This window comes from Gillisia limnaea DSM 15749 (assembly GCF_000243235.1).
In the GTDB taxonomy this organism is placed as follows: domain Bacteria; phylum Bacteroidota; class Bacteroidia; order Flavobacteriales; family Flavobacteriaceae; genus Gillisia; species Gillisia limnaea.
This window is the reverse complement of record NZ_JH594606.1, coordinates 613,773-635,691: the sequence shown is the minus strand read 5'-3', so window position 1 is coordinate 635,691 and position 21,919 is coordinate 613,773. Positions and strand designations below refer to the sequence as shown.

At 36.9% G+C, this 21,919-nt stretch carries 14 protein-coding genes and 1 tRNA gene; 9 read left to right on the top strand and 6 right to left on the bottom strand.

Annotated elements, in window-relative coordinates:
- Nucleotides 1-61 precede the first annotated feature (61 nt).
- On the top strand, nt 62-475 hold the full coding sequence (locus tag GILLI_RS04510) for a hypothetical protein (RefSeq protein WP_006987934.1): 414 nt from the start codon (nt 62-64) through the stop codon (nt 473-475).
- Nucleotides 476-642: 167 nt separating this feature from the next.
- Here the strand turns inward: GILLI_RS04510 and GILLI_RS17605 are convergent, their stop codons facing one another.
- From GILLI_RS17605 to GILLI_RS04485, 5 genes are all read right to left on the bottom strand, one after another.
- A complete protein-coding gene (locus tag GILLI_RS17605; protein ID WP_006987933.1) occupies nt 643-1,074 on the bottom strand; it encodes a hypothetical protein in 432 nt (143 codons plus the stop codon).
- A gap of 29 nt (nt 1,075-1,103) precedes the next feature.
- Complete coding sequence (locus GILLI_RS04500; RefSeq protein ID WP_006987932.1) at nt 1,104-2,072, bottom strand: calcium/sodium antiporter; 969 nt, start codon at nt 2,070-2,072, stop codon at nt 1,104-1,106.
- A gap of 116 nt (nt 2,073-2,188) precedes the next feature.
- Nucleotides 2,189-3,220, bottom strand: a complete 1,032-nt coding sequence (locus GILLI_RS04495; RefSeq protein WP_006987931.1) for a class 1 isoprenoid biosynthesis enzyme — start codon at nt 3,218-3,220, stop codon at nt 2,189-2,191.
- Nucleotides 3,221-3,334: 114 nt separating this feature from the next.
- Nucleotides 3,335-6,157: a M16 family metallopeptidase gene (locus GILLI_RS04490; protein ID WP_006987930.1), complete on the bottom strand. Its 2,823-nt coding sequence runs from the start codon at nt 6,155-6,157 to the stop codon at nt 3,335-3,337.
- A gap of 80 nt (nt 6,158-6,237) precedes the next feature.
- Nucleotides 6,238-8,730 (bottom strand): M14 family metallopeptidase, encoded by a 2,493-nt coding sequence (locus GILLI_RS04485; protein WP_006987929.1) that lies wholly within the window; start codon nt 8,728-8,730, stop codon nt 6,238-6,240.
- Between the two features lie 114 nt (nt 8,731-8,844).
- On the opposite strand from GILLI_RS04485, the gene bshC reads away from it, so the two are divergent.
- Both bshC and GILLI_RS04475 read left to right on the top strand, forming a co-directional pair.
- Complete coding sequence (gene bshC / locus GILLI_RS04480; protein WP_006987928.1) at nt 8,845-10,458, top strand: bacillithiol biosynthesis cysteine-adding enzyme BshC; 1,614 nt, start codon at nt 8,845-8,847, stop codon at nt 10,456-10,458.
- 4 nt (nt 10,459-10,462) lie between these two features.
- Nucleotides 10,463-11,827, top strand: coding sequence for a pyridoxal phosphate-dependent decarboxylase family protein (locus tag GILLI_RS04475; RefSeq protein WP_006987927.1), 1,365 nt, complete (start codon nt 10,463-10,465; stop codon nt 11,825-11,827).
- Nucleotides 11,828-12,559: 732 nt separating this feature from the next.
- On the opposite strand, the gene GILLI_RS04470 is transcribed toward GILLI_RS04475, so the two are convergent.
- A complete protein-coding gene (locus GILLI_RS04470) occupies nt 12,560-13,582 on the bottom strand; it encodes a M28 family metallopeptidase (RefSeq protein ID WP_006987926.1) in 1,023 nt (340 codons plus the stop codon).
- Between the two features lie 175 nt (nt 13,583-13,757).
- On the opposite strand from GILLI_RS04470, the gene GILLI_RS04465 reads away from it, so the two are divergent.
- The 6 genes from GILLI_RS04465 to GILLI_RS04440 all read left to right on the top strand — a co-directional run bounded on the left by GILLI_RS04465 (nt 13,758) and on the right by GILLI_RS04440 (nt 21,883).
- A complete protein-coding gene (locus GILLI_RS04465) occupies nt 13,758-14,177 on the top strand; it encodes a CBS domain-containing protein (protein ID WP_006987925.1) in 420 nt (139 codons plus the stop codon).
- A gap of 412 nt (nt 14,178-14,589) precedes the next feature.
- Nucleotides 14,590-14,674: transfer RNA gene (locus GILLI_RS04460), tRNA-Ser, on the top strand.
- A 238-nt stretch (nt 14,675-14,912) separates the two neighbouring features.
- Nucleotides 14,913-16,127 (top strand): site-specific integrase, encoded by a 1,215-nt coding sequence (locus GILLI_RS04455; RefSeq protein WP_006987924.1) that lies wholly within the window; start codon nt 14,913-14,915, stop codon nt 16,125-16,127.
- A 553-nt stretch (nt 16,128-16,680) separates the two neighbouring features.
- Nucleotides 16,681-18,855, top strand: a complete 2,175-nt coding sequence (locus tag GILLI_RS04450) for a peptidase domain-containing ABC transporter (RefSeq protein ID WP_006987923.1) — start codon at nt 16,681-16,683, stop codon at nt 18,853-18,855.
- A gap of 15 nt (nt 18,856-18,870) precedes the next feature.
- Nucleotides 18,871-20,154, top strand: a complete 1,284-nt coding sequence (locus tag GILLI_RS04445) for an HlyD family secretion protein (protein WP_006987922.1) — start codon at nt 18,871-18,873, stop codon at nt 20,152-20,154.
- Nucleotides 20,155-20,242: 88 nt separating this feature from the next.
- The gene (locus GILLI_RS04440; RefSeq protein WP_040506420.1) at nt 20,243-21,883 is read left to right on the top strand and encodes a helix-turn-helix domain-containing protein; all 1,641 of its coding nucleotides are present in this window, start codon (nt 20,243-20,245) and stop codon (nt 21,881-21,883) included.
- Nucleotides 21,884-21,919 lie beyond the last annotated feature (36 nt).

Here is a 21,919-nt window from a genome sequence, read left to right as displayed (position 1 = left end):
ATTTTTCTGAAAAAGCCTGAGAAAACATATCTTTGAATAAACATTTAAAAAATTAACGAATTTGACTAGAATAGTAAAAGCCCCGGTTTTTTTTAAAAGCTATTATAAGATCATCATGGTGCTCCTTTGGATAAGTTTATGCCTTTTTACTTTTTTAGACAGTAATTTCGAAAGCAAGAATCTCTGGTTTTATCTGGGAATGGCTATACTATACACCGGCTGGCATTTTTATGATAAAGATTTGAATAAGGAATATATAGCCTGGAATGAGAATGAGGTTCGAGTTAGCGCTTTTCAGCAAAATGAAATGGTATATGCCTTTGAAGATATCAACTTTATTACAATCACCCCGAATAATTTCATAATTAAATCTGGTCCGGCCTCAGGAACCATGATAACGCTTGAAGGATTTAAAAAGGAGGATATCGAATTGTTAAAATCCAGGTTTTCATCAAATCCATTGCATAATGTTTAATCATCATCAACTGCTTAAACTCCAAAGGGGAAAGTTTTCGGGTTTTTATGACTATCCGCCTTCAATTTTAGTGCATGCAGTTCACGGGTTTCATCATTTTAAAGCAATCTGAAAAATCTATTTGATTATGCCAGTTTTGTACTGTAAATAAAAAATGGCAAAGCTATTTAATCCTGTATTTGGGCTATCGGTTTAAATTCCAGGTTTCCTTTAATATTGGACCGATACCGGAAAATTGATTTTCCCATAACATGACCGTCTTCATATTCGGCAACAATTAGTTCATCATTGATAAAATATACAGTGGTAAATCTCATAGTGCCACCTAATACAGCTTCTTTCGGAATTAACCCCGGAGCTTCCTGAAGCCGGTCCAGCACAAATTTTTCAGGCTGAGCGATGGAGTCGAAGTATTCGGGATAATTTCGGGCAACATGTGCCTTTTTTATCAGGTGATCGCTTAGCGTATCATTGGCCTGTTTCAGCTCTACTATTTCATTTTTCAGGGAGTCCACTTTTTCTGAAAGTTGTTGTTCTTCAGAAGACCTTCCGCAGGAAATCAATACGATACATAATCCGAAAAGGATGGTATTTTTCATTTTTATATGGTAGTGATTAGTGGGAAGATTTAAAGTTCCTGTACTACAAGATACGTGGTATAACCCAGATAAAACAACAAAAGTACCAAAGATTCCCAGCGGTCAAGAATTTTCCTTTTCCCTGTGAACATCGCCAAAATAAGAAAAATTGTTCCCCCAGCTAAAACATAGATGTCCATATTAAAATTCGGGCTAAATCCTATTGGTTTAAGTATTGAGGAAACTCCAAGGATAAGAAAGATATTAAAAATATTAGACCCTATAATATTCCCTACTGCTATGTCGGCATTCTTTTTAACCGCTGCAACTACAGAGGTTGCAAGCTCTGGAAGGGAAGTCCCTGCGGCAACCACGGTAAGTCCTATGATTTTTTGACCTATCCCGTAAGATTCGGCAATCTCAATCGCATTATTAACCACCAGGTGGCCACCATAAACCAAGCCTCCTAATCCGGCAATAATATAAATGCCCATCTTTAAACTGGATAAAGCTGGCGCCTCGATAAGTTCTCCTATTTCTGAAGGGTCGCTTTTGAGTTGTTTATAGACGTAGAAAAGGAACAAGCCGAAAAAGATGAGTAAAACTGCTCCGTCGATCCTTCCCAAAGCAGAACTTTCAGAATTAAAAATAAGAACATCGTTCACCAAAATAAATAGCAAAAGGATGGCGATAAACGAAATTGGGATCTCTTTCCAGGCAGTGCTGGATTGGACCGCGAGCGGAGTGATTAAACCCGTGATACCCAAAATAATAAAGAGGTTAAAATTATTGCTTCCCAGCACATTTCCAAAAACGATGTCCTGATGTCCCTGAGCCGCAGCAAAGGTATTTACCACCAGTTCCGGCGCCGACGTTCCAAAGGCAACAACCGTTAAACCTATAGCCAGGTTGGAAATATTGAACTTTTTTGCAAGGGCAGAAGCACCTTCCACCATATAATTTGCTCCGAATATTAAAATTGTTAATCCTGCGATTAACAGTAGAATTGGGATTAGCATATTGTTTTAAATTTTGCCCGAAATTAATAGAAAAAACACTGCGGTTAACCGCCCTTTAAAAATTAAATACAGCACTAATATAAGGCTTTGTACTATTGATTGAAAAATCAATGTTCTCAAACTTTAATGGCAGGATTATCAATGAAATAGCGCATAGCTTTTATTTGATTTTTTGGTTTTTGCATATCACAGATCAGTTGCTTCCTGCTGTATTTATCTATTTGAAATTTGTTATTTGTATTGATTTCCAATTTTTCGAACTGATCCAGACAGGCAAAAACCCTTGCCAGGGCAAGAGAAATAATATTTAAGAACCGCTCGATCTGTTTTTTGGAATAGGAAGTTTTTTCTGCCAATTCGAATAAAGTACTTAAGTCTGCTGAAAAATCCTTCCTTAGTTGTTGGATAGAAAAGCAGGTATTGGCTGAGGTTTTAGTACCGGAATGGAAATCTTCCCACACATCAAAAACGTCGTTTCCCAGCTGCATCAATCCGCCTAAATGGGATACGAGTTTCACTTCGGCTTTTTCCGGGAGTTGCTCCAAACAAAGTCTGTAGAAAAGAAAAGAGGAACCCCCTTTAGAATAGGTGATCTCATGGATAAGCTGGTTGGGATTTTCAGCTTTTTGTTGTTGCAAACTTTTTTGCTGTGCCTCATAAACCTGCAATGCCTGATTTTTTATACGCTCAGGTTGAGTTGCATAAGATAACCCCAATGTATATAAATGTACCAGCAAGGCTTCATAAGAATTGGCAGGTTTGAGGATTTCAGGGTCAAGAATAAAGTCCCTTAAATGCTGTACTTCTTTATTTGGATCATCAAAAAGGTCGTCCAGTAAGCCGGAGATCGCACTTAAAAAGGTTAGGCAATGCCGCTCTTTTGTGCTAAGCGATTGTCCTCTTAAAACCGCCAGGGATTCTCCCAGGATGCCCGGAACTCCCAATGCATAATAAGAACGTATCTTTCTGAAATCGGCTAAGGTTAAACTCCCATCATTTGTTTTTCTGAAACCTGTGAGTTCTTTTTTGAGTTGATTTTTAATAAATCGCTTCTGTTTGAACAGGCTTTTCAGCAAAAAAAAATAGATCCGCGGGAGTGTTAACAGTTGCCTGAAACAATGTTTTTTTCCTACGGATCTATTTTGCATCTTCGAAATTCTGGGTATTTCTTATTTAGATAGTACTCGTTAAGTTGCTGCGCAGTAATGGATTTATATTACATCAGGATCCCCCGAAAGTTTAAAATTTCGGAATAGTTGATGTTACATATCAGAACCATTTAAGAGTACAGGTTTTCCAAATCCCAGGTTTTTAAGTTTGTCCAGTTGAGTTTCGGCATCCCCTACAATGAGATAGATCATTTTTTCGGGATTGATGTATTTCCTGGCTAAATTCTGAATGTCTTCCAGGGTAAAATCAGTTGCTATTTCTTCCCTTTTTTTGATGTAATCATTTGGGAGATTGTAATTGCCAATATCACTTAGCATCCCTAATTTTGCCTGAAGCGTTTCAAATTTCCTCGCGTTGCTCTTAATCATAAAACCCTTGGTTACCTCCAGGTCATTTTGATCTAAATTCTCCGGGTATTCTTCCATGATTTGTTTGATGAGTTCCACCGCTTCAAAAGTGATATTTGATCGTACTCCACTGGAAATTTCAAAAGGTCCAACCAGTTTACCACCTTTAAATCCAGATCTTATCCCGTAGGTATAGCCTTTTCCTTCCCGTAATTCCTGGGTAAGTTTAGAAGCGAATCCACCGCCACCCAGTCTGTAATTCATCACTTCTGCGCTGTAAAAATCCTCATTGGTGGCGGCAAGACCGGGAGCTCCAATTTTTATAACAGATTGTTTGGCACCGGGCACATCATAAAAATATACCTTAGAAGTTTCTGGTGCTTCCGGCTCAGGAAATTCCGGGATGTTTACATTTTTAGGCTTCCAATTAGCGGAAATCGCCCTTAAAGATTCTACCGCTTTCTCCATGTCCAGATCTCCCACAGCCATAAATAGGGCACTCTTAGGCGATAAATTTTCTTCGTAATATTTTTTAAGATCCTCCATCCCGATTGTGGCTACAGATTCCGCTGTCCCCAAATTGTTATTGGAAAGAATATGATTTGAACCATAGATCAGTTTTTTGAATTCATCCTCAGCGATGCTGTTGGGATTGGCTTTCTGCTGTTTTATTCTGCTTAGCGCCTGCTGTTTGGTCAATTTAAATTCTTCTTCATCCCAGCGTGGCTCCAAAAGTATTTCCTGAACCAATTCCATAGTCGCCTCATAATTTCGGGCAAGACTATTTCCGGTTAGGCTAATCTTTTCATCCTCTGCATTTACATAAATACTGGAACCAAGAAGTTCTATGGCCTCTTCCAGTTCCTGCGGAGTTTTATTTTTTGTGCCTTTGGTCATTAAATTTGCCAGTAAATTGGAAACCCCTACTTTATTTGGGTCTTCAAGTAACAAGCCGCCTGCCATTTCAATACTAAATCTTATCAAAGGAACTTCCTTTGAGGTAATTCCGCTAACTTCCATTCCAGAAGGCAAGGTAGTTTTCCATATCTCCGGAGTTTTAATTTCAGGAGTTCCCCAATAAGGTGGTTCTGTGCTTCTGTCAAAACTGGAAGGGGTTTTTTCATAGGTTATGGTTTCATCGATCACGATCTCTGCTTCGGCTCCCTCAACAATCTTTTCTTCCACTACTTCGGCAGCCTTAGAATCCTCCAAAGCCAGTTCTATTTGACCTTTCGGAACAAAACTGGTAGCGACATACGCTTTGCCTTTGATGTATTTTTCAAAAACCCGTTGCACATCTGCTGCGGTTACACTCATAATCCGGTCTACATTTTTATTGATCTCGTTGGGATCTCCGGCAAATATTTGATATTGGGCTAATTGAAATCCTTTTCCTAAAACACTTGAAATGCTGTTGTAAAAATCGGTTTCCTGTCCCGCTTTGATACGTTTCAAATCTTTTTCCGGAATTCCCTCTTTATCAAAACTGCTAAAGGTTTCATCTATAGCTGCTTTTACCAGATCCAGATCTTTCTTATCAAAAGCCCGTACCTGTAGGCTTAGTTGTCCGGCCAGTTCCGAAGTATAATTATACATTCTCACATTATCTGTCAATTCCTTACCGGCCACAAGATTTTTATAAAAAGGTGCATTTTTTCCTTGAGATAAATAATTGGTTAAGATTTCCAGCGCGTAGGAATCTTCGTGGTAGGAATGTACAGATGGCCAGCTAAGGGTGAGTTCCGGAAGTTTGGCGAAATTATCCTCGTAGTATAATTTTTTGGTTTCTTTAAGGACAACAGGTTGTTTTTCCCTGATTGCTATCTTATTTCCTGCTTTTATCTCATCAAAATATTTGTGTACCCAATCTTTGGCTTGTTGGGTATCAAAATCGCCCGCAATGGTCAAAACTACATTATTTGGCACATACCATTGATTAAAAAAATCTTTTACATCCTGTAAAGTGGCATCTTGGAGGTCTTCCAGAGATCCAATTACCTGCCAGCTGTAAGGATGGCCCTTCGGATACAGATTTTGATCGATCACAAAACTGGTATGGCCATAAGGGCGATTGTCCACGCCTTGTCTTTTTTCATTCTTTACAACCTGTTTTTCCTTTGCCAAAACCTGCTCTGTAACGGTATTGATAAAATAACCAAGTTTATCGGCTTCCGCCCAAATCATTTTCTCGAGCGCATCATTGGGAACAGTTTGAAAATAATTGGTGCGGTCTCTGCTGGTAGATCCATTTGCGCCGGAACCTCCAATGCGTGCACTAAGTTTATCCAGCCCACCTTTGCCAAGGTTCTCCGATTCCAGAAACAGCAAATGTTCGAACAAATGGGCAAAACCGGTTCTTCCTTCAATTTCCCTTGCCGATCCTACGTGGCTTGTAAGAGCAACGGCAACAACAGGATCAGATCTGTCCACATGCAATATAACCCTGAGTCCGTTTTCCAGAGTAAAGGTTTCAAAATCTATTTGCAAATCAGTTTTTGATTCCTGTGCAGATAGATTGAAACAGATTATAAGTAAAGGCAAAAATAAGAGTGATTTATAGTGTTTCATCTTTAAAAATGATTTGTTAGCTGTGGAGAGATTTCATCAAAATCCCAGATGTTTATTGTTTTGACATATTTACTGGCTGGTTAATACCTGGCCTTATCATCATTATCTACAAAGAAGATAGCATTCACAAAGAACAGTTTTCCATTTTCCCAGAAAGCCCTAAAAAGTGGATTATCCACTATATAAATAAAGCTTCCTCTTCCCATAGGTTCTACTCCAAAGGTTAGGGAATTTTCGATCTTTTTTGAAGCTTCACTTCCCGCAAAACCTGAAACTATCACCGGATCATTGTCCAGATAAGCAACATTATATCCATCTTTCAATAAACTGTAGCTGGAATTCCCCAGTTTTAAACTGTAGTAATTGTCTCCATATCCAAAAGCCATCGGGTGGGTATTGTCTACATTGGTTTTAATGATACTTCCGGTGATTAATTCTTTTATTTGTTCCCGCTCTCTTTCGTTATATGGAATAAGATTTCCTGTTTTGGCGCTGTCTTTTTCTTTTTCAGGTTTATTTTCTTTGAGGTCAAAACCATCTTTCCCGGCAAAACTTGCAATTGCTCCTTCAATAGCAATCACTTTTCCGCCTCTTTTAACCCAGGATTGCAGTTCTTTCAATAGTTGTTCGTTTAGAAGGCTTTTGTAATTTCCGGATGGGAGGATTAAAACATCCAGCCTTAATAGATCGGAAGCATTAAAATCGTCTGTATCTATAGAGGTTATGGGATAGTTAAGGTCTTTTTCAAAAAAGTACCAGATCTCACCATAATTTAGCGAATAAGTTCCATCTCCTCTCAAAACCCCAATTCTTGGCTTGTTGATGATCTTCATTTGCGAAGAACCAAAATCGGGTCCTTTGGTAGAAAAACCAGTTGTGGCAGCAGTTAACTGCCGGTTGTGTTTGTTCGCAATAGCTATGAGGCTGGAATCAAAATTATCCATTTTGCTGTTATCGCTTTTTGTGATTACCAGACTTCCTGCATCGAATTTCTGATTTTCAGTTTCAAAAGGGGTTTCGCTAAATCTCACATTAATGCCTTCCTTCAGCAAGGCTGCAAGAAATTGGGCATCCTGCATGGAATTCCATTTGGTGACATATCCGGCTCCCGAAGGATTGGTTGTGTTGCTCACCTTTGCTGCCGCAGCGGTTTGTGTTCCAGACACAGCGCGGTTACTTGCCACAGCTTCGAGTCCATACGCGTATGGAAGACTCCAGGCGGTAATGTCATAAGTAAGGGAATCGCTTAATTTTGCAGCAGGTTCAAATAAAACCTTGACCATTTTACCTTTTGGCTGATTGGTATGTATAAGCAGCGTATTTTCATCTGAAGTAAAATCGGCCTTACTTCCGTTGTAATTCAAGCCTTTAATTTTTCCTGAACCTGCAGATTGGTATTGAATTTCATGCCTGTCCATCAATTGTTTTAAAGCACTAATTTTATCTGAACTCCCTTTTAAAGCGTAGCTTTTATATTCCTGTTGCTTGTTTTGGAAGAATTTATTAAAGGCATTATTTAACTCTTGTACATTCTTTGAAGCGATTTCAACTGTAGAAAGTCCTGTGATATTGTGATGAGCAACGCGGTCTACCAGGGTAAGTTCGTAACCTTCATTGGTATCTATTCCTAATCCTACCTGTCCTGCCTGCTCATAGGTCATTCCAATAGCTCCCATGAAGGTAGGGTAGGTATCACCGTAACTGGGATATAGTAAATCAAAACTTTCTTTTGTGAAATACAGCCAGCCTTCCTTATCAAAATATTTCGCGTGATTTTTTCCTATCGCAATTTGAAATTCCCTTTGAAACGGAGTAATTACCTCATGAAAAGGCTCTGCGCCAGGGGCAAAATAATACGGACTATTACGGCCCTGTTCATGAAAATCTACGTGGATATGTGGCAGCCATTGGTTGTAAATTTTTAAACGCTCACGGGTTTCCACCTGTGTTGCCCAGGCCCAGTCGCGGTTAAGATCGAACAAATAATGATTTGCTCTTCCTCTTGGCCAGGGTTCATTGTGCTCGATTGCCAAAGGGGAAGAACTATATGGAGTTGCTTTTACCTGGTTATACCAGTTGGCATAGCGATCGCGGCCATCTGGATTTACCGTGGGATCTATGATCACAACAGTATTTTCAAGCCAGTCCTTTTTTGAGGTTACCAGTTCAAACAAGGTTTGCATAGCAGCCTCGGTACTGGAGGCTTCATTCCCGTGTACATTATAACTTAACCATACGATGGCTTTTTCTGCGGAATTTTCTGAATTTCCGGAAACTATTCCCGTATTTTTTAAATGATTGTTCCGGATAGCCTCAAGATTTTTTATATTTTCTTCAGAAGAGATCACGGCATACGTAAGTGGACGCCGTTCATTACTTTTTCCATAGGTATGATATTGTACCAGGGCAGAATTTTCTGCCATATGTTCGAAATAATTCACCACATCGGCATGTCTGGAAAACTGAGTTCCTATTTGGTACCCGAGAAATTCTTCTGGCGATTGGAGATTCTGTGCGATGGAAAATTGAAAAGTTATAAAAGCGAAGGCAAATAGAAGTTGTAGTTTTTTCATATTTAGGAATAAAATCTATATTAATAGAGTAAAGATAGCATACATCACGGAATTAACTAAAAAATGGGGCGTAAAATATTTATCTTAGGTATCTTTACGTTTTAAAGAAATAATATGCCAACCGACTGTCTTTCCTATAAACAAACCAATTATTTTACGAATCTTATTCTGGATTACCTGGATCAAAAAGATGCATTAAAACCCTTTTATAACCGGTTCCCAAACCTGGAAAATTTTAAGGCTCAAATAGACGGAAAGCAGGAGTTTTTTACTTCAGAAAAAAGAAAGGTTCTTGTTGAGGTTTTAAAACAACAATATTCAAAACTCGATACTTCTCTATCGGTGTTAAATAACATCGAAGCGCTTTCCCAGGAAAATACCTTCACGGTAACCACCGGACATCAGTTAAATTTATTTACCGGGCCGCTCTATTTTTTATACAAGATCGTTTCCGCCATTAACCTAACTTCCGCGTTAAACAAGGAATATCCACAGCACAAATTCGTGCCGGTTTACTGGATGGCGACAGAAGATCACGATTTTGCAGAGATCAATTATTTTAACCTTAACGGAAAGAAATTCCTGTGGAACAGCGATCAGCCGGGAGCAGGAAGTGATGCGGTGGGAAATTTAAATACAAAGGGTCTTGAGGAAGTGTACGAATTATTTTCGGCAGAAATAGGAGGAGGGAAGAATGCGGAAGAATTGAAGGAGCTTTTTAAATCGGCCTATCTGGAGCATTCCAACCTTACCAATGCCACCAGATACCTTGCCAATGAACTTTTTAAGGACTACGGACTGGTAATTCTGGACGCCGATGAAAAACTCTTGAAAACCGAATTTATCCCTTATCTGGAACAGGAAATTTTTGGCCAAATCTCCCATAAAACCACAGCTCCTGTAGCCAAAAAAATGCACGAACTAGGTTATGGGGTTCAGGTAAATCCCAGAGAAATCAATGTATTTTACCTGGCAAATGGCATCCGGGAGCGTGTCATAGAACGTGATGATACTTATTTTATTAATGAAACCGATAGTTCTTTCAGCAAAGAAGAATTAAGTGCAGAATTGAAAAATAATCCACAGCATTTTAGTCCCAACGTAATGACACGGCCTTTATATCAGGAAGTTATTTTGCCTAATTTATGTTACATTGGTGGGGGAGGAGAACTCGCATACTGGTTTGAGTTGAAGGATTTTTTTGATGCCGTAAAAGTGCCATTCCCGGTATTATTGCTTCGAAATTCAGCCTTGATAGCAACTTCAAAACAGGATCAAAAAAGAAAAAACCTGGATATTTCACAGGCAGAATTGTTTTTGAAACAGCACGAGCTCATCAACCGGAAAGTTAGAAAAATATCAAATATAGATATCGATTTTTCTCCCCAAAAAGAATTTCTGGTTCAGCAGTTTCAGCATTTATATGAACTGGCAGCACAAACGGATATTACTTTTCTTGGAGCGGTAAAAGCCCAGGAGGTGAAGCAGTTAAAAGGGCTTGAAAATTTGGAAAACCGACTTTTAAAAGCCCAAAAGCGCAAATTAAAAGATGAGGTTTCACGTATTGCCGAACTTCAGAATGACCTGTTCCCGAACAAGAGTTTACAGGAGAGGCAAACCAATTTTTCAGAAATGTACCTGGAATATGGAAAAGGGCTCATTCCTGCGCTTATCAAAGAATTAGATCCTTTAGAATTAAATTTTAAAATCCTGACTTTTGGAAAATAATAAAATGCATACGATCGATATGAATCTGGTGGAAATGACGCTGGATGTCATGAAGTATGCCATAGACCGTATTTCAAACATAACCCCGGAACTGGGTTCGCCTAAAAAGGAAGAGGAGTTGTTGGAAATGGTTGGAGAAACCATAACCGATGAGGGGATTGGCGGGGAAAAGGCTTTTAAACTTTTCAGGGATGTTTTGGTAAAAGCCACGGTGCCTATAGATCATCCACGGCATTTGGCTTTTGTGCCGGCGGCACCTACCAGGGCTGCCATTATGTTCGATCTTGTTACCTCTGCCTCCAGTATTCACGGAGCATACTGGATGGAAGGTGCCGGAGGAATCTTTTGCGAAAATCAGGCTATGAAATGGTTGGTGAGCATTGCTGGCTTGCCCGAAGGATCTTTTGGTGTTTTTACCAGTGGAGGTACCGTTGCAAACTTATCGGCGATGGTAGCGGCCCGCGAAGAATGGCGAAGCAGAAGTACATATAACATTGGAATTAAGGGACTTGTTCTGGTCTCCCAGGGAGCCCACAGCTCGGTAGAAGCGATGGCAAAAGTGATGGATGCAGATCTAATTAAGATCGATTCCAAAGGGGATTTTCTTACCGGAGAAGAGCTGCAAGCCGGGATTGCAGAATTACAGGAAAAAGACCGCAAAAGGCTCTTTGCTGTAGTTGCAACGGGAGGAACCACAAATGCCGGGATTATTGATGACCTGGCAGGGATCGCCCCTGTTTGCGAAAAGGAACATGTGTGGCTGCATGTAGATTGCGCTTACGGTGGCGGTGCACTTGCAGCAAGGTCTGTGCGGCATTTATTCAACGGGATTGAAAAAGCCGACAGCATCACGATCGACCCACATAAATGGCTTTTTTCGCCCTATGATTGTGGTGCGGTCCTTTATAAAAATATGGAACTTGCCAAAAATGCGCATTCCCAAAAAGGAGCCTACCTGGAAATTTTTAAAGATGAAGGAGCTCAGGGCTTCAATCCAGCCGATTATCAAATTCAGCTTACCCGAAGAATACGTGGGATGCCGCTTTGGTTTTCCCTGGCAATGCACGGCACCGAAAAATATAGAAGCGCTATAGAGCGCGGAATTGAACTGGCAAAAATTGCAGCCAGAAAAATTGAGGAACGACCTTATCTGGAAATGGTACGGCCAGAGAGTTTGTCGGTAGTATTATTCCGAAGAAAAGGATGGACAGCGGAGCAATACCGGGACTGGACCTATAGAAACCATAAGGAAGGGATCGCGCTGGTTACTCCAACAATTTGGAAGAATGAAACTATTTCCAGGTTTTGCTTTATAAATCCGGATACGACGGAAGCAGATATTGATCTTATTCTTGAGACCTTGAAGTGAAGGAGTGACGAAGTGATGAAGTGAAGGAGTGATGAAGTGAAGGAGTGATGAAGTGATGGAGTAATGAAGTTATGGTGTGACGTGCCAAATTCCAAATTCCAAATTCCAAAACCCAAAACCCAAAACCCAAAACCCAAAACCCAAAACCCAAATTCCAATTAACAACTTAACAACTTAACGATTTAACGATTTAACGATTTAACGATGTGACGAAGTGATGATGTGATGATGTGATGAAGTGATGAGGTGATGGTGTGACGATGTGATGGTTTGATGATTCGATGAAGTGATGGTGTGACGTCCCAAATTCCTAAACCCAAAACCCAAAACTCAAATTCCAAATTCCAATTAACAAATTAACAACTTAACGATTTAACGAAGTGAAGAAGTGAAGAAGTGATGAAGTGAAAAGACGAGACAAAAAAGGTGCCTTGAGTAGTGAGGATTTTTTTTAGAAGTATAAGTTGATTCATGCTTTTATTAGCAACCTTTTTCATCGCCCAAAAGAGAATCTAAAAAGGTCCGGGGGTAGTATACTTTTGCTGAATTAATTATTCAAACTTAAAACAGGTATCGGTATTCATTTAAATGTGTCTTAAAATTTTTGAAAGGCATTTTATACTTCACAAGGAATTCAGGTAGAATGTTCGTTATAAAGGTTACGAAAGCATACAAAAAAAATGAGGCTTCTATTGCGGAAGCCTCATTGGTTATAAGTTGGTTTGAAAAGTATTAGTTGGCTGCTGTGTCAACTGGCTTGTCAACGAACGGACGTTCGTCTCTGTTGGCGATTTCCCAGGCGGTTAAAAATACAAGTTTCGCTCGTTTTTCCAAAAGGTCATACTCAATTTTGTCAGGAGTATCGGTCATTTTATGGTAATCGGCGTGTACTCCGTTAAAGTAAAAAATGATTGGAATGTTGTTTTTAGCGAAGTTGTAATGGTCGCTTCGGTAGTAAAACCTGTTTGGATCATTTTCATCATTAAAGGTATAGTCAAGAGTAAGATTGAGGTACTTATTATTTACTTCTTCACTTAGCTCGTGTAATTGGGTGCTCAATTTATCACTTCCAATTAAATAAACGTAATCTCCACTGTTTTCCATGCCTTCTCCAATTCTACCTATCATATCGATGTTAAGGTTGGCAACGGTTTGAGCCAGTGGGAAAACAGGATTGTCTGTATAGTATTTAGAACCTACGAGCCCTTTTTCTTCTCCGGTTACATTTAAAAACAAGATAGAACGTTTTGGGGTAAAACCATCTTTTTTAGCCTGCATGAAGGCTTCGGCTATCTCCAAAATAGCTACAGTTCCGGATCCATCATCATCGGCTCCGTTATAAATATTCCCTTCATCATCGATTCCCACGTGGTCGTAATGCGAAGAGATCACAAGGATTTCCTCTGGTTTTTCGCTTCCTTCAATAAAAGCCAATACGTTCTCTGAATCCTTAACATCTCCTCTAAAAACAGAACCGGGAACTGGCTGGTAATAATTGTCACCACCAAGGGGAGAAGGGATATTCAGTTTTTTATATTCAGTTTTAAGATATTCTGCTGCCAGTTTTTGTCCTGGTTCTCCGGTTTCGCGGCCTTCAAATTCATCGCTTGCAAAGGTGTAGAGGTGATCGCTTAATTCTTGTGCAGTTATGGTATTTGCATACTCCATAACATCTGCGTTTTCAATGTTTTTAGATTGATGTGCACCACAACTAACCAATCCAATGGTAAGGGCGCTTAAAATTATTTTTTTCATAAATTCTTTTGTTTAAATACGAAGCGGCAATATACTGGTTTTGTATGAATTTTAAAGATGCTATATATAAAGAAAATGTAGAATCCCTGCTTTTCTTCTTCGGAAATTTCTACAGTTCATATTCTATTATTTCGTATCTTCAAGCTGAAATTTACAGGTTCCAAAACAAAGCGATATGAAAAAGAAGGCCCCCGTTTCTGAGATCATGACAAAGAACATCCATAAATTGAAACTTTCCGATGAATTGTCAACAGCCGAATCTTTATTCAAAAAAAATCACATAAGACATCTTCCCGTGGTAGATGCAGGGCATATCGTGGGGATGTTAAGTTATACGGATCTATTGCGGATTTCATTTGCAGACGCCGTAGATGAAGATGGAGAGGGTATTGAAACAACTGTTTATGATATGTTTACTATAGAACAGGTAATGACTAAAAAAGTGGTGAGTGTTACATCTAAAACAACGTTGAAAGAGGTGGGGGAAATATTTTTAACCCACGATTTTCATGCCTTGCCGGTTGTAGACGATGACAATCTGGTAGGGATTGTCACCACAACAGATATGATACGATGCTTCCTAAATGAGAAGTAGGTATTTTCTATAATCAGGTTTTTTGTTTTTATTTCTAACGTATTTTTAGGTTTGTTATATTCCCAACTTTTATTATTTTTTAAGTAGTCATTTTTGCTATTTTGGTAAAATTCGGTAAAATGAAAACAACTTCTGCAGTTTTTTGAATATTTCTTGTTGCCCGTGTTTTTCCTAAAGATCCAGAACATTCTTTCCAAAGTACAAGGAAGAGGAACTTATTATTTACGAATGACTTATATGGAAGGAATGTTATTTTATTAAAAAGTTTATGGTGACGTTTTTTTCCAACTGAATGTGTTCATAATCAGGGAGGAAAAGTGAGGCTGATAAAAAAGGTGTATTTTCTTCTTCGGAATTCAAAAAAGCTTTCTATATTTGCAGCCGCAATCAGGGAAACCTGATGAGGCGCTCAGGAGAAATGGCAGAGCGGTCGAATGCGGCAGTCTTGAAAACTGTTGAGGGTCACACCTCCGGGGGTTCGAATCCCTCTTTCTCCGCTTAGAGATTACTAAATCTCCCCAAAAGCCTATAAACATTATGTTTATGGGCTTTTTACATTTTCCTTCATATCAAACAAGACCATTCAATATCAAATAAAAGGAGCGGTATTCGGTGCGTGTTTTTCGAAATTTATTTACGCACCGAATTACATCCAATAGTTTGTATTTGAAGGTGTTGCGTGTAATTCGTGTTATTAAATTTTATATATTTAAGATATAATAAAATAACGCACCGATGCAAACAACCTTTTCAACCCTATTTTATCCTAGAGGAAACGATATTAATAATATTGGCAATGCTCCAATTTATTTAAGAATTACAGTCAATGGAAAAAGAAGTGAGATAAGTATCAAGAGGAAAGTGCTTTTATCAAAATGGAACTCTGAGGCGGGAAAAGTTAAGGGTAATGCCCAAGAGGTACGAGAGCTTAATCGATATATGGATTCCATTAAAGCAAAAATATATAAAATTCAGGAACGCCTATTAGAGAAAGAAGCCTTAATTACTGCTGAAGTAATTAAAAACTCATATTTAGGTAGAAATAAGAATCATAAAATGTTATTGGCTATTTTTCAAGATCATAATGATAAGGTGGATAGCCTAATAGGAAAAGACTTTGCTGCCGGTACTGCTGAACGCTATAAGACAGCAAAAAAACATGTAAGTGATTATATTCAAAAGGAATATAAAGTGGGTGATATTCCCTTGAAAGATGTTGATCATATTTTCATAAGTGGATTTGAGTATTATCTAAAGACCGCCAGAAATTGCGGACATAATACTGCGATAAAATATGTAACTAATTTTAAAAAAATAATACGTATCGCCTATGCTAATGATTGGATTGAAAAAGATCCTTTTATAAATTGGAATTCAAAATTAAGAATTGTTGATAGAGAGTTTCTTACAGAGGAAGAAATTCAATTATTATATCAGAAATCGTTTGAGATGGAAAGGTTAGAACATGTAAAAGATATTTTCTTGTTTAGTTGTTTTACGGGATTGGCATATTCTGATGTTAAAAAACTAACCGCTAAAGATCTTGTTATAGGACTGGATGGAGAACGCTGGATTAAAACCAATAGGACAAAAACCAAAACAAAAAGCAATGTTCCCATATTGCCGATTGCTGATTCTATTTTAAATAAATATTGCTCAAATAGAAATAATCATGAAAAACTATTATTACCCGTTCTTAGTAATCAAAAAACAAATGCTTATCTAAAAGAAATTGCTGATTTATGTGGGATAAATAAGAACTTAACATTCCACTTGGCTAGACATACCTTTGCGACAACAGTAACTTTGTCTAATGGTGTTCCCATAGAGTCTGTAAGTAAGATGCTGGGGCATACAACTATAAGAGCAACACAACATTATGCCAAAATTTTAGATCGAAAGGTTAGCGAGGATATGAAGGTTTTAAGAATGAAGATGGGGGTTGTTTAATAATATTAAATCTTAACCTCTTCGTAATGCATGGACTCACTAATATCAACTATTTTTTATTAATCATCTCTTTTAAATAAAATTTCAATAATGGAAAAGTTTTTATTAATTCGTCATAAAAGGTTCTTATTGAAACAGTTTCCAAATTTCATGGTCACCACAAAATATCCAAAATCCAGATTTATAAATGGGTAACAAAATCATATATTTCAACTGATATTGATATGCTTCGTGAAAAACTTAATGCTGTGGCTAATCTATCTTGTTAAATCTTTCAATTGAAGCTCCATTTCCCACTTGCTTTCAATTCTTCAAAAACATCAAAAGAATATTTACTATGTCATTTTTTTTTATAAATTTATAATTATCAAATTTTTACAAAATTTCCTGTTTAAGTTTATTTCCTTTCTCCCCATAATAACATCTATTTTCCCCAATAGATAGGTATATAAATTTTAGTTGAATTTACCGTCATTTATAAATGGATAGTTAGTTCGTCTATAGTTATCATTTTTCTAAATTAATTTAGTGTTCTGACTTTCAATTATATAATATGTTTGGAGCTAATAATTTTCCGGTTTATCGCCAGCTCGATCAGATGGACTGTGGTCCCACCTGCCTAAAAATAATTACAGATTTTTATGGAGGAAATTATAATTTGAATTATCTAAGAGAAATATCTTGTCTTCAAAAAGGAGGTGTGTCCTTGGCGGGTCTTTCAGATGCCTTAAAAAAAATAGGAATGGATTCCATAGGAATTAAGGCAACTGTTCAGGAGCTTCTTCATGAAGTGCCGCTCCCTGCAATCGCTCATTGGTCAAACAATCATTTTTTGGTAGTGTATAGAACAGATAAAATGAATGTTTTTGTATCAGATCCTGCTCTAGGACGAATGAAATACTCTCATACTGAATTTCGGAATAGCTGGGTTGAAAAAAATAATGAAGGCGTATTGCTCTTGGCCGAACCTAATCAAAATTTTGGCGCTCTAGATTTAGAAGAAAACAAAGCACAGGGTTTAGGATTTCTAATCGATTATCTGAAACCGTATAAGAAAAATATCTATCAGGTTTTTTTAGGATTGTTCATCGCTTCTGTTGTTCAGTTAATCCTACCTTTTCTAACTCAAAGTATCGTTGATTACGGTATTAATTACGAGAATATTGATTTTATATCCCTCATCGTTATAGCGCAACTTTTTTTATTTCTTGTAAGATCTGCTTCAGGAATTATAAGGGATTGGATATTATTACATATTGGAACTAAGGTTACAATCGCAATGATTTCCGATTACCTTGATAAGATTCTAAAACTTCCCATAACCTTTTTCGATTCTAAAACTACCGGGGATTTTATGCAGCGTATTTATGATCATCAAAGAATAGAGGAATTTTTAAGTGGAAGATCACTTACAATTCTATTTGATCTACTCACAATTTTCATTTTTGCTATTATCCTGGGAATTTTTAATACTTCCATTTTAATGATTTTTATTACCGGAACCATTTTGTTTATGGGATGGTCATTGTTATTTATGAAGAAAAAGGAGGTGCTGGATCATCAGCTATTCGATTTAAATCGAAAAGACCAGTCCTTATTCCTTCAAATAATATTAAGTGTGCTGGAAATCAAACTAAATAATTCTGAGGAAAGAAGAAAATCTGAATGGAGAATCAACCAAACCCAGCTTTTTGGGCTGCAGTCAAGTATTTTGAGAGTAGATCAGGCACAAATCAATGGAGGTAAATTTATTAATGAATTTACGAGTATCCTTATTATATTCTGGTCTGCAAAGGCTGTAATAACAGGAGAAATTAGCTTAGGTACTATGCTTGCGATTCAATTTATCGTTGGAAGTTTATATGTTCCCATTTCAAACAGCATGGATTTCCTTGTAGGTTATCAAAGAGCCAGACTTTCTTTAGATAGGTTATCCGAAATTCATAATCAAGAACCTGAAGTTAAAAATGCTTATAGCGGATTTTATATGGATCCTGGTGACATAGTGTTTAAAAACGTAAGTTTTAAATTCAATCCCATAAGTTCAAGATCTATACTTCATAATATTTCTATAACCATAGCTCAAGGTAAAGTTACTGCCATTGTCGGTGCCAGTGGTTCGGGTAAAACAACACTTCTGAAATTATTACTAAAACTTTATAACCCCATTGAAGGAAAAATTAGCATTGGAGATCAAAATCTTGAGAATATTAAAGCAGACAAATGGAGACAGGTTTGTGGCGCGGTATTACAAGATGGAATACTTTTCAATGATACCATAGAAAGAAACATTACAGAATCTAAATCCCAAGAGCCTGTGAACCAACACGAAATTGAGAAAGCAGTGAAACTGGCAAATTTGGCCAATTTCATTGATGAACTACCATTTAAATATCAGACTAGAATTGGGGAGCAAGGCCAGCTATTAAGCGGAGGAGAAAAGCAAAGATTACTTATTGCAAGAGCAATTTATAAGAATCCTGATTATCTGTTCTTCGATGAAGCAACGAGCTCCCTAGATGCGGAAAATGAAAAAGTAATTACTGAAAATTTAAATCAGTTTTATAAAAACAAAACTGTAGTCATAATAGCTCATCGATTGTCCACGGTAAAAAATGCGGATCAAATTCTAGTCATGCATAAAGGTAAGGTAGTCGAAGAAGGTAATCATCAGGAACTGCTATCACGGCAAGGTTTTTATTACCAATTAATACAGAATCAACTTTAAAATAAATACTTTAAAATGTTTAATTCTAATAAAGATAGAGAGCTTGATAAGGAGCCTGGATGGGTATTACGTAACGGTACTATCTTTATTTTTGTAATGTTAATTCTTGTACTCCTTTTTGCTTCCTTCTTCCCATTTAATGAAGTGGTTGAAGGAAATGTCATGGTTACTTCAGATAATCCACCAGCACATATTAAGGCAAAAAATACTGGAAAGATCTTGGCAATTAATTATAAAGCTGGAGATACGGTTATTAAAGGTGATATTTTAGGTGAATTAGAAAATAACGGAAATAGAGAGGATATTCTTTATCTTAAAAATCAACTAAAGAGTTCCTTAGGTGAAATTTACTCTCTTGAAGTTTTATCAAAAACTTTTTCACCACAATTGCATTTAGGAAGCGATATCCAATTGTATTATAATACTTTTTGGAATAATTATCAGCAATTGATATTAGATGAATCTCTTCAGGATTTTAATATTTATGATGAACAGATCAAAGCAGAATTATTCAATCAGAAAAATTCAATTCAGAACAAAAAAGAGGAATTAATTACTATGGAAAGAAATCTGGAGGTTTCTCAAAATAATTTTAGTAGATATAAGCAGTTGTTTCAAAAGGGTGTGATATCTCAATTGGATCTGGAAACAACAGAAAAAGAACTTTTAAGTGTACAACGGCAATTTCATTTATTAAAACAAGAATTTAACCAGTTGAATTTAGAAAATAGCGGATTTCAAAACAAACAAAAACTGACCACGCACAGTTCTGTTAGGAATAAAAATAAATTAGAGATGGATTTAGAGCTATCTAGGCAAAATTTACTTAATTCTATTACAGAATGGGAAGATAAATATCTTCTAAAAAGCCCTATTGAGGGACGACTTTCATTTTTCGAAGTTTGGGGAGAGTATCAGAATATTACCGAAGGGGAAAACATTTTCACGGTGGTTCCTTTAATTCAGCAAAACCTAATCGGGAAATGTGAAGTTCCATTACGAAATTCTGGTAAGCTTAAAGCCGGCCAAAAGGTAAATTTGAAACTTGAAAATTATCCATATCGGGAATGGGGAATGTTAAGGGCGAGGGTAAAATCGATTTCTGAAGTACCTAAAATAGGTAAAAACCCTACATATATTGTTTATCTGGATATTGATCACCTTAAGACATCGTATGGAAAAGATTTGAAGTTTCATCAAGAATTGAAAGGTACTGCTGAAATCTTGCTTAATGAAGTAACGCTTATGGAAAGGGTGTTTTATCAATTCCGGCATGTATTGTCGAATCGAAAATTTTAAATATGAAAGTATGATCTTCTCTCCTATAATACAATATTTTCGATTCCGGGCCTTGATCTGCCTAGCACTCGTATTTTGTGTAACTCAGATGGGATTTTCACAAACTATAAACACTAAGTCACCTGCTGACTATTCAATTACTACCTCTTATGAGCAACTGCATATTATAGAAGCAGAGGCTGCGGAAGCATCAGAATTTGATAAACTTCGAAATATAATCAGAATTCATGTAAGCAAGTCAAAAAAAGAAAACAATCCTATAGAACTTGCAAGGGCATTCTATCATTTAATTTTTATTGAAGAGTCGCAGCTCGCTTTAGCTTATGCAGATTCTATTATTTTAATTACAGAAAATAGTGATCATAAAAGTTATCCTACGCTAGGATACACCCTTAAAGCAAATTTGTTTTATGATCAGGGAAAATTCCAACCGGCGCTTGATAATTTTTTAAAAGCGTATAATCTGGCCTTAGAAAAAGAAAACAAAGAAGACCAAGGGGAAATATCACTGGCAATCGCAGCAATTCGAAATATAAATGGTCAGCATTATGCCGCCGCCGATCTATATAAACGGTCCCTAAACTTATTAAAGCAGAATGAAAATTTTCCTGATGCGTATTATGAAGATTACTCCACCTTGTTATATAATCTTTCCCTTACTTACTTAAGATTATCACAAATAGACACTGCAAAATTTTATGTGCGAAAAGGTCTAAAACTGGCACAATCTTTAAAAAAAACTGATGATTTCAGGGATTTCGTGCTTGTTGATGCCCAGATAAATTACTATCAGAAAGATTACAAAAAATCAAAAGATAGCTTGTTGAAATATATTAATAAGTTAGAGGGTACCGAGAGAGCAATTAAACTTTATTACCTAGGAAAAATCGAAAAATTTTTAAAAAATGATAAGCTTGCAATGGCTTACTTTAAAGAAATAGATTCTATTGTTTCCTTATCTGGGGATCCTTTTGGAGAAGTTAAAGATGTTTATCAGCAGCTTATTATCTATTCTGTTCTTGAGGATAACGAAAAAGAGCAAATTGAATACATAGAAAAATTGATTCATAATGACAGCATATTATCATCTGCTCAGGAAAATGTGAATAATCAGGTCGTAATAGCATATGATATACCCGATCTCAAACGGCAAAAACTGAAAGCTGAAAAACAATTAGAAGCAAAAACTTTTTATATAATTGGAATAGCTGTGTTTGCAGGGATTGCTATTTTAATCGGTATTTACTTTTTCCTCCGTTCAAGAAACATAAGAAAAAGATTAAATATTTTAATGGAAGGTGGTGAAGTTCAAATATATGAAACGAAGCAAGTTACTGAGCACCCATCTTCGGTACCAATAGAAATTAGAAAAGAGATCTTATCAAAACTTAATGCCTTTGAAAATTCAGACCGATATTTAAATAAAGATCTTGATTTGTCCAATCTAGCCAATGATCTAGGCACTAACACAACATACCTTTCAACCATTATTAACCATTACAAAAAAGTGAATTTCCCCAATTATCTTAAGGATCTGAGGATAAGAGCCGCCATCAATCGCCTTAGTAAGGATCCAGATTTATTAAAATACAATCATCAGGGCTTGGCAGAAATTTTCGGATTTAAGACAGGAGAATCTTTTTCCAAAGCTTTTTATAAGAAAACTGGAGTTTCTCCTTCAATGTTTTTAAATGAACTAAAATCGAGGGAAACTAGTCGCCATTTATAAATGACGGTTTAAATTTTTTGCTGATTGTGTTCATTT